The organism is Duganella callida, from assembly GCF_004614165.1.
Taxonomy (GTDB): domain Bacteria; phylum Pseudomonadota; class Gammaproteobacteria; order Burkholderiales; family Burkholderiaceae_D; genus Rugamonas; species Rugamonas callida.
This window is the reverse complement of record NZ_SPVG01000254.1, coordinates 1-7,663: the sequence shown is the minus strand read 5'-3', so window position 1 is coordinate 7,663 and position 7,663 is coordinate 1. Positions and strand designations below refer to the sequence as shown.

The 7,663-nt window shown below is 61.7% G+C and carries 8 protein-coding genes and 1 pseudogene; 4 read left to right on the top strand and 5 right to left on the bottom strand.

Annotation, left to right across the window (positions count from 1 at the left end; all coding sequences use genetic code 11):
- Positions 1–1,716 (top strand): exodeoxyribonuclease V subunit alpha (gene recD, locus E4L98_RS26630; RefSeq protein ID WP_135204557.1); only part of this gene is annotated, 1,716 nt, incomplete at its 5' end.
- A 118-nt stretch (positions 1,717–1,834) separates the two neighbouring features.
- Here the strand turns inward: recD and E4L98_RS26625 are convergent.
- From E4L98_RS26625 to E4L98_RS26615, 3 genes are all read right to left on the bottom strand, one after another.
- Positions 1,835–2,710, bottom strand: coding sequence for a serine hydrolase (locus E4L98_RS26625; RefSeq protein ID WP_135204556.1), 876 nt, complete (start codon positions 2,708–2,710; stop codon positions 1,835–1,837).
- A 238-nt stretch (positions 2,711–2,948) separates the two neighbouring features.
- Positions 2,949–3,170 carry a TOBE domain-containing protein gene (locus E4L98_RS26620; RefSeq protein WP_135204555.1) on the bottom strand — a complete coding sequence of 74 codons (222 nt, stop codon included), beginning with the start codon at positions 3,168–3,170 and terminating at the stop codon, positions 2,949–2,951.
- Positions 3,171–3,253: 83 nt separating this feature from the next.
- The gene (locus E4L98_RS26615; RefSeq protein WP_167761459.1) at positions 3,254–4,261 is read right to left on the bottom strand and encodes a sulfate ABC transporter substrate-binding protein; all 1,008 of its coding nucleotides are present in this window, start codon (positions 4,259–4,261) and stop codon (positions 3,254–3,256) included.
- Between the two features lie 324 nt (positions 4,262–4,585).
- Here E4L98_RS26615 and E4L98_RS26610 point away from each other — a divergent pair, with 324 nt between their 5' ends.
- On the top strand, positions 4,586–5,116 hold the full coding sequence (locus E4L98_RS26610; RefSeq protein ID WP_135204553.1) for a GNAT family N-acetyltransferase: 531 nt from the start codon (positions 4,586–4,588) through the stop codon (positions 5,114–5,116).
- On the opposite strand, the gene E4L98_RS26605 is transcribed toward E4L98_RS26610, so the two are convergent.
- On the bottom strand, positions 5,113–5,988 hold the full coding sequence (locus E4L98_RS26605; RefSeq protein WP_229257594.1) for a class II glutamine amidotransferase: 876 nt from the start codon (positions 5,986–5,988) through the stop codon (positions 5,113–5,115). The genes E4L98_RS26610 and E4L98_RS26605 overlap by 4 nt on opposite strands.
- Positions 5,989–6,069: 81 nt before the next feature.
- Between E4L98_RS26605 and E4L98_RS26600 the strand changes: the two genes are divergently transcribed.
- Complete coding sequence (locus E4L98_RS26600) at positions 6,070–6,882, top strand: EAL domain-containing protein (protein WP_135204552.1); 813 nt, start codon at positions 6,070–6,072, stop codon at positions 6,880–6,882.
- 4 nt (positions 6,883–6,886) lie between these two features.
- Here E4L98_RS26600 and E4L98_RS26595 read toward each other — a convergent pair whose 3' ends face one another.
- Positions 6,887–7,225 carry an energy transducer TonB gene (locus E4L98_RS26595; protein WP_135204551.1) on the bottom strand — a complete coding sequence of 113 codons (339 nt, stop codon included), beginning with the start codon at positions 7,223–7,225 and terminating at the stop codon, positions 6,887–6,889.
- A 254-nt stretch (positions 7,226–7,479) separates the two neighbouring features.
- On the opposite strand from E4L98_RS26595, the pseudogene E4L98_RS26590 reads away from it, so the two are divergent.
- Positions 7,480–7,663: pseudogene (locus E4L98_RS26590) on the top strand (hypothetical protein); the annotation flags it as partial.

The following is a 7,663-nucleotide window of genomic DNA, read 5'->3' as shown; positions in this document are numbered from 1 at the left end:
GGCGATGGCTGGCCGGCCGGCACTGCAGCCTGGCGCGCGCTGCTGGCCGGCTGCGGCCAGGTGTGGCCGGTCGGCGCCGCCGATCGCAACCAGCCGCTGGTCCTGGACGGCGAACGCCTCTACCTGCGCCGTTACTGGCAGGACGAAACCCACGTCGCCCAGGCCGTGCGCGGCCGTGCGCTGGGCGGCGTCACCGCCATCGATGCCGACACCGAAACCGCCGAGGTGCGCCACTGGCTGGACATCCTGTTCCCGCACGCCGCGCGCGGCGGCGGCCCGGACTGGCAGAAAATCGCCTGTGCGGTCTCCGTGCGCGGCAAGCTGGGGATCATCACCGGCGGCCCCGGCACCGGCAAAACCTACACCGTGGCGCGGCTGCTGGCGCTGCTGTTCGCCACGGCCGGCGAGCGTCGCGGCGGCCTGCGTGTCGCGCTGGCGGCGCCGACCGGCAAGGCCGCCGCCCGCCTCAAGCAATCGATCGACTCCGCGTTGGACGAACTGGCCGGCAAGGTCGGCGAGACGCTGCCGCTCAAGGAACTGGCCGCCCGCATGGGCGCCGCGCGCACCCTGCACAGCCTGCTTGGCGCGCGTCCCGACACCCGCGCCTTCCAGCACCACGCCGGCAATCAGCTCGACGTCGACGTGCTGATTGTTGACGAGGCATCAATGATTCACCTGGAGATGATGTCCGCGCTGCTGGCTGCATTGCCCGACCAGGCGACCCTGATCCTGCTGGGCGATAAGGATCAGCTGGCGTCGGTGGAGGCGGGCGCCGTCCTGGGCGACCTCTGCCATAACGCCGAGCGGGGCGAGTATTTGCCGGAGACCCTGGGCTATGTCGAGGCCAGCACTGGCCAGCAGATTCCGTCCAGCTATGCCGGCAATGGCGGTCCCATCGCGCAACAAACCGTGATGTTGCGCGAGAGCCGCCGTTTCGGTGGTCCGATCGGTGCGCTGGCGCTGGCCGTCAATGCGGGCGACGCCGGCGCCGCGGTCGCGGTTTTGCGCGACGGCCAGGACGGCAAAGTGGCCTGGACTGATCTGGCAAAGCCGGCCGACCTGTGGCAACTGGCGCTCAACGGCCGCGCGGACGCCGCGGGCGGCTACCGGAGATACTTGCAGATGATCAAATCCGGCATACCTGAAGGCGATGAGATCGTACAACTTGCCTGGGTGAAAGCTGTGCTTGAAGCGTTTGAAGGCTTTCGGATTTTGTGCGCGGTGCGCGAGGGCGAGTGGGGCGTGACCGGCCTGAACGACGTGATCGAGCAAAAATTGCAACAAGCCGGCTTGCTCAAGCGCAACGGGGAATGGTACATCGGCCGGCCGGTCATGGTCACGCGCAACGACTATGCCACCGGCGTGTTCAACGGCGACATCGGCCTGACGCTGCCGGATCCGGCGCGCCCCGGCGCCTTGCGGGTGTATTTTTCCGAAGGCGGCAATGTGCGCAGCGTACTAGCCACCAGACTGCGGAATGTCGAGACCGCGTTCGCCATGACCGTGCACAAATCGCAGGGGTCGGAGTTTCTGCACACCGCTATGGTGCTGCCGAAAGAGGGCGGCGGCATGCTGGCGAGGGAGCTGATTTACACCGGCATCACCCGCGCTCGCGACTACTTTACGTTACTGACGCCAAACGGCCAGGTGTTGCTGGACGCCATAGGCCAACGCACGCAGCGCGCCAGCGGCCTGCGCGAGTTGCTGGACAACTAGCCGTCAACCGCGCCAAAAGTCAGCTTATTGTAACCAATCTCTGGCATGCGCCTAGGGCGAGGGCGAAAAAAAGCCGGTCTCCATGGACCGGCTGGGCTGACCTGGCGGGGCATTGCGCTTACATCGCGCGGCGCGTGCGTTTGCTGGCTTTGACTGCCTTCTTGTGGCGGGTTACCGAGGCTTTCATGACTTTTGGTTCCCCATCGGGACCGGCGACAAAGCGGCGGATATTCACCGCGTCCATTAACCGGGCGGAATTAGCCTTAGCGTTCAGCAAGACCAACGTAGCATTTTTACCTGCCGATTTGAAGCGCATGATCAGGCAGCGGCCGGCCTCCTCGGTGTAGCCGGTTTTCGACAAACCGACATCCCAGCCCTTGGCGCCGACCAGCCGATTGGTGTTGTGATACTCGACCTTGCGGCCCTTGATGTTGATCACATCCTTGGTGTCGGTGGTGATGCGGCGGATATCCGGATAGGCCGAGGCGGCGGTGGCGATCTTGACCAGATCGGTCGCGGTCGACATGTTATGCGGCGACAGGCCGGTCGGTTCCTCGATCACGGTGTGGGTCAGCCCCAGTGCCTGGATCTTCGCGCGCACCGCCATGCGGAACGCCGGCAGGCCGCCCGGATAGGTACGGCCGAGCGAGGCGGCGGCGCGGTTGTCTGACGACATCAGCGCCAGCTGCAGCACGTCGCCGCGCGAAATTTCGGCGCCGACCGGCACCCGCGATGCGCTGTGTTTCAGCGTATCGACGTCGGCGCGATCGATTTCAATCTTTTCATCCATGTTTTGCTTGGCGTCCAGTACCACCATCGCCGTCATCAGCTTGGTCAGCGAGGCGATCGGCACCTGGACATCGGCATTTTTTTCGAGCAGCACCTTGCCGGTGCCGTCTTCGACCACCAGCACCGACTGCGAGCCCAGCGGTACAGCGGCAAACGCGGCCGCAGTAAACGAGGTCAGCAATACAGCAACAATTTTCTTGAGCATACGGTAAGTAACAGGATAGAGGAGTCCATCGGACGCGTCTGGGCGACGCGGCGCGCGCAAATAGTCTAGCTATACGGCAATATTCTCTTAGGGATAGACGATAACATTAAAGTACGTTCTCGTCTATTGTGTCTAAGTGACGGATTCCATTATTTTTTTACCTGCCAAGCCTGCATTAAGTAAAAACGCCCTGAACCGGGAGGACTCAGGGCGTTTCGCAGGTTGCCGCGGCGCGATTTCAGCCGCCAATCTTGGCGATCGATACCTCGGTGGACTTGACCAGCGCAATGACCTCGCTGCCGACCTTCAGATCCAGATCCTGGATCGAGCGCGAGGTGATCACCGAAGTGACGATGCCATGCTGGGTTTCGACATCGACTTCCGACACCACCGGGCCAAAGATGATTTCCTTGACCTTGCCACGGAACTGGTTGCGTACATTTATTTCAGAAATGGCCATTGCGTCTTCCTTTGTCTGGTTGATGATGCGCATCCAGATTAAGGCCTGCATGGCCATTTGAGAACGAATCTCTGCGTATATTGTTATTTGCTCTGGTAAATCTTGTCGAATTCGCCGCCATCGTCGAAGTGTTTTTTCTGCGCCGCCTTCCAGCCGCCGAACACATCGTCCACCGTGAACAGGGTGATTTGCTTGAAGTTGGCGTTGTATTTCTTGAACGCGGTCTCCGAGCGCGGACGGAAATAATGCTTGGCGATGATGTCCTGTGCCTGTTCGCTGTACAGGAAGTTCAGGTAGCCGGTGGCCTGCTTGCGCAGGTTACGGCGGTCCACCACCTTGTCGACCACCGCGACCGGCGACTCGGCCAGGATGGAGATCGATGGGTAGACCACGTCGAACTTGTCGCCGAACTCGGCGCGCACCAGATTCACCTCGTTTTCGAAGGTGACCAGCACGTCGCCGATTTCACGCTGGGTAAAGGTGGTGGTGGCGCCGCGGCCGCCGGCGTCCAGCACCGGCACATTCTTGAAGATCTTGCCGACCAGCTCGCGCGCCTGCGCCTCGCTGCCGCCCTTTTTCAGCACCGAGCCCCAGGCCGCCAGATAGGTATAGCGGCCATTGCCGGCGGTTTTCGGGTTCGGAATGATGACTTTCACGCCCGGCTTGGCCAGATCGGCCCAGTCCTTGATCTGTTTTGGATTTCCCTTGCGCACCAGATAGACCATGGTGGAATAGAAGGGCGCGGCATTGTTGGGGAATTTTTTGGCCCAGTCCTGCACCACCAGGCCGCGATCGGCCAGCATGTCGATATCGTTGGCCTGATTCATGGTGACCACGGCCGCCTCCATGCCGTCGGCCACCGAGCGCGCTTGCTTGGACGAGCCGCCGTGGGACTGGTTGACGTTGATGGTTTCGCCGGTAGTCTTTTTCCACTCGGCCACGAACGCCGGGTTGATGTCCTTGAACAGCTCGCGCGCCACGTCATAAGAGGCGTTCAGCAGCACGGTTTCCGCCGCCTGCGCCTGCAGCGGCAGCCCCAGCAGGGTGGCGGAAGCGGTCAGGAAGGAAGCGATCACAACGCGTCGAGTCATATTTTTAGTGGTCATAATGAGCTTTCGTAATAAGGACTACCATGGTGTAAAATTTCGCCGCGAAAAGATACGAATTTTTGGTTATATGCTTAATCCGGGGTCAGGTCTTCCATTGCGTCACGAACCCAGCCGTAAGCACGCTTACGGCTGGGTTCGTGACGCAATGGAAGACCTGACCCCGGAGTTACTGTATATCGATTTTTGAAAGCATTCGTGGGCAAAGGCGCTACGACCCTCTAGTCTGGCATCCGACGGCTTTACCCGGCTTGGTGTATAGTCGTTACCAGCACTGTGGTCGTGCTATCAAATTGTTTGTGAGCGTACATGAGTCTTGAAATTCGTATTGCTGCTTCGACGGATGCGGAAGCGGCGTGCACGGTGCTGCGGCGTTCTATCAAGGAATGCTGCGTGCTGGATCACAAAAACGATCCGGCCATCCTTGACGCCTGGCTGGGGAATAAAACCCCGCAAATGGTGGCCAACTGGTTCAGCTCGCCCACTAATTTTTCGCTGGTCGCGGTCCATGACGGCGTCGTCGTTGGCGTCGCCTTGCTGACCGGCGCCGGCAAGCTCGCGCTGTGTTACCTGTTGCCTGAAGCGCAAGGGAAAGGTTACGGCAAGGCGCTGCTGCGGCGCATGGAAGAGCAGGCCTGTACCTGGGGCGTGAAGGCGTTGCAGCTGCACAGCACGGCCAGCGGTAAGACATTTTTCGCCAAACGCGGTTACAACGACGCCGGCATGGTGCGCTCGCCCTACGGCGTCGAGACGGTGCTGTTCTGGAAGCAGCTCGATGAAGACGCCACCTGTCCAAATGCGCCGAAACGCAAGCGCTTCTGCAACTGCAATACCGCTTAGTAGGCAATCAGCAGCTTGTCGCGGCGTTCCGGCGCCGCTCCCACTTCCTCGCCGCCGGCAAAGAGCTTCAGTTCGCCAGGGATAAAGCGCGTCCACCGTTCGTTGGAGGTCAACGGCTGGGTGGCGATCACGGCAATGCGGTCGTCCAGGTGGTTATGGCGGCTGAAATCGATGCTGAGTTCGCAATCGACCAGGTGCGCCACCGAGAACGGATATTCGCGCACCACCACGTGCAGCTCGGTGCTGCAATGGGCGAACAGCAGGTCGCCGTTCGACAGGATGAAATTGAAGCTGCCATGCGCGGCGATTTCGCCGGCCAGGGTTGCCAGCGTCGCATACAGCACGTGGCGCGGTGGCGCCTGTTCGAAGCGCAGCGCCAGCCCGGACAGCAGGTGGCAGAAGGCGCGCTCGCTGTCGGTGTCGCCCCACGGCGCGTACAGGCTGGGATTCGGGTCGAACAGCTGCAGGTCGCCGTTATGCGCGAACGACCAGGTCTGGCCCCACAGTTCGCGCGTGAACGGGTGGCTGTTCTCCAGCGAGGCGCGGCCCTGGGTGGCCTTGCGGATGTGCGCCACCACGCTGCGCGCCTTGATCGCCTCGCGCCGGAACTGCACTGCCAGTGGCGACGCGATCGACGGCAGGTAGTCGGTGACCAGGCGGCACCCGGTGGCGGTGTGCAGGGCGATGCCCCAGCCGTCCCGGTGTTCGCCGGTGCGGCCGCCGCGTTCGGCAAAACCGGCAAACGAAAAATCCACGGCGGCGGGTTTGTTGCTGCTCATCGCGAGTAATTGGCACATGCTGGTGACGGCGAAGTTTGACGATGGCCCCACGATAACGGCCGCACCGTGCAGGCGGAACGAATGTTTTGGCATATCCATAGCCGAAAGCATTCGTTCTGCTTTCCCCCCTGGCCGCATACGCTAGCGCCATTGTCAGCTTCCCAGAGGAATTCCATGTCATTCCCCATCCTGCAAAAGTATCTGGCACGTCTGTCCGACGGCGTTGCTTCCAGCATCTGGCTCGATCAAGAGGGCAAGGCGCAGGGACGATTTTTCAATTGCACCATGACCAGCGCCTTCCAGCCGATCCGGCAACTGGACGGCAACCGCGTGGTGGCGTATGAGGGTCTGGCGCGCAGCGTGTCGGCGCAGGACCAGGGCTTGTCGCTGTGGAAGCTGCTCGATCACGCGGCCAGCGATGACGAATCCATCGAACTGGACCGGCTGTGCCGCATGCTGCATGCGATTAATTTCTTCCGCCAGGCCGAGGCCGCGGCGGCCGACCTGTACCTGAATGTGCATGACCGGCTGCTGAGCGCGGTCAGCAGCAACCACGGCCACGCGTTCCGCCGCATCCTCGACGCGCTGGAACTGCCGCTGGCGCGCGTGGTGCTGCAGCTGCCGGCGGCGACGCCGCAGCAGGGTTGGCTGCTGAATTATGTGTCGGACAATTACCGTCGCAACGGTTTCCGTTTCGCGGTCAACGTCAACAGCCCGCGCGCCGCGCTGGCGGTGCTGGACCGGCTGCGGCCCGATGTGTTCAAGCTCGATGTGCGCGATCTGCGCGAGGAGGACGGCGTGTCGGCGCTGTTGCAGCGTTGCGCCGCGGCCGGGGTGGCGGTGGTGTTCCGGCGGCTGGAGACGCCGCCGCAGCTGGCGGCGCTGCGCGAACTGCACGCGGCCGCCGGCGGCGCATTACTGGTGCAAGGCTATCTGCTCGACGCGCCGCACGCGCTGTTGCGGCAACCGGCGCAGCGGGCGGCCTAGCGATTTAGTTCAGCACCCAGTTGTATTGCACCTGGGCCCAGACTGGCTCCGAACCGTTGCTGGCCGGCTGGAACTTGCAGCTGGCGCCGGCGCGCAGCGAGGCCTTGTCCAGGGCGGCAACGCCGCTCGACGAGATGACTTTGGTGTCCTGCACATTGCCTTTGGCATCCACCAGCACGGCCAGCTTCACGTTGCCTTGCAGTTCATCTTCCTGCCACGAGTTGCGGTACGATGGCACGTCGCAGTTGGCGTTGCTCAGGCGGCCGGTCGGAGCGGCGCTGGCCGGGTTGGACAGGGTAGACAGGGCGATCAGGGACACGGCGGCGATAGAACGGATAATCATGATGGGCTCCAGTAGTTAGTTCGACGGGAAAACATATTCGATGAGTGAACTATACTGCGACGCATCATATATGGATACTTTATTGTTGGAATGCCAGCCATTATCCATCTATATAACTCGACCATTAAATAAATTTCCGATACGAAATTTTTGAATCGCGAGAGCAACTGTATCATTTCTCAAACGTAAGATGTCGTGGTTTTGCTTTCCCTCAGCATAAGCTATAGTAACTATGTTGCTTTTGAGGATAGGTTATGGCATCGCGCAGAGATTTTTTACAGCAAGGATTGGGGCTGACCGCCGCGAGTTTTTTATCCGTGCCGCTGATCGGCTGTGCGTCCGGCACCCCGGTGCGGCATAGCAGCACGGCCGCCGCCGCGAAGGCGCCGTCGCATGCGCCGCTGCTGGCGCAGGCCGGCCCGCCGGCCGCCGAGATGC

What these genes read in the sequence shown, in the direction of transcription:
- E4L98_RS26610 (WP_135204553.1), top strand. Translation starts at nt 4,586, where the DNA reads ATGAGTCTTGAAATTCGTATTGCTGCTTCGACGGATGCGGAAGCGGCG.
- E4L98_RS26600 (WP_135204552.1), top strand. Translation starts at nt 6,070, where the DNA reads ATGTCATTCCCCATCCTGCAAAAGTATCTGGCACGTCTGTCCGACGGC.
- E4L98_RS26615 (WP_167761459.1), bottom strand. Translation starts at nt 4,261, where the DNA reads ATGACTCGACGCGTTGTGATCGCTTCCTTCCTGACCGCTTCCGCCACC.
- E4L98_RS26595 (WP_135204551.1), bottom strand. Translation starts at nt 7,225, where the DNA reads ATGATTATCCGTTCTATCGCCGCCGTGTCCCTGATCGCCCTGTCTACC.
- E4L98_RS26620 (WP_135204555.1), bottom strand. Translation starts at nt 3,170, where the DNA reads ATGGCCATTTCTGAAATAAATGTACGCAACCAGTTCCGTGGCAAGGTC.
- E4L98_RS26605 (WP_229257594.1), bottom strand. Translation starts at nt 5,988, where the DNA reads ATGCCAAAACATTCGTTCCGCCTGCACGGTGCGGCCGTTATCGTGGGG.
- E4L98_RS26625 (WP_135204556.1), bottom strand. Translation starts at nt 2,710, where the DNA reads ATGCTCAAGAAAATTGTTGCTGTATTGCTGACCTCGTTTACTGCGGCC.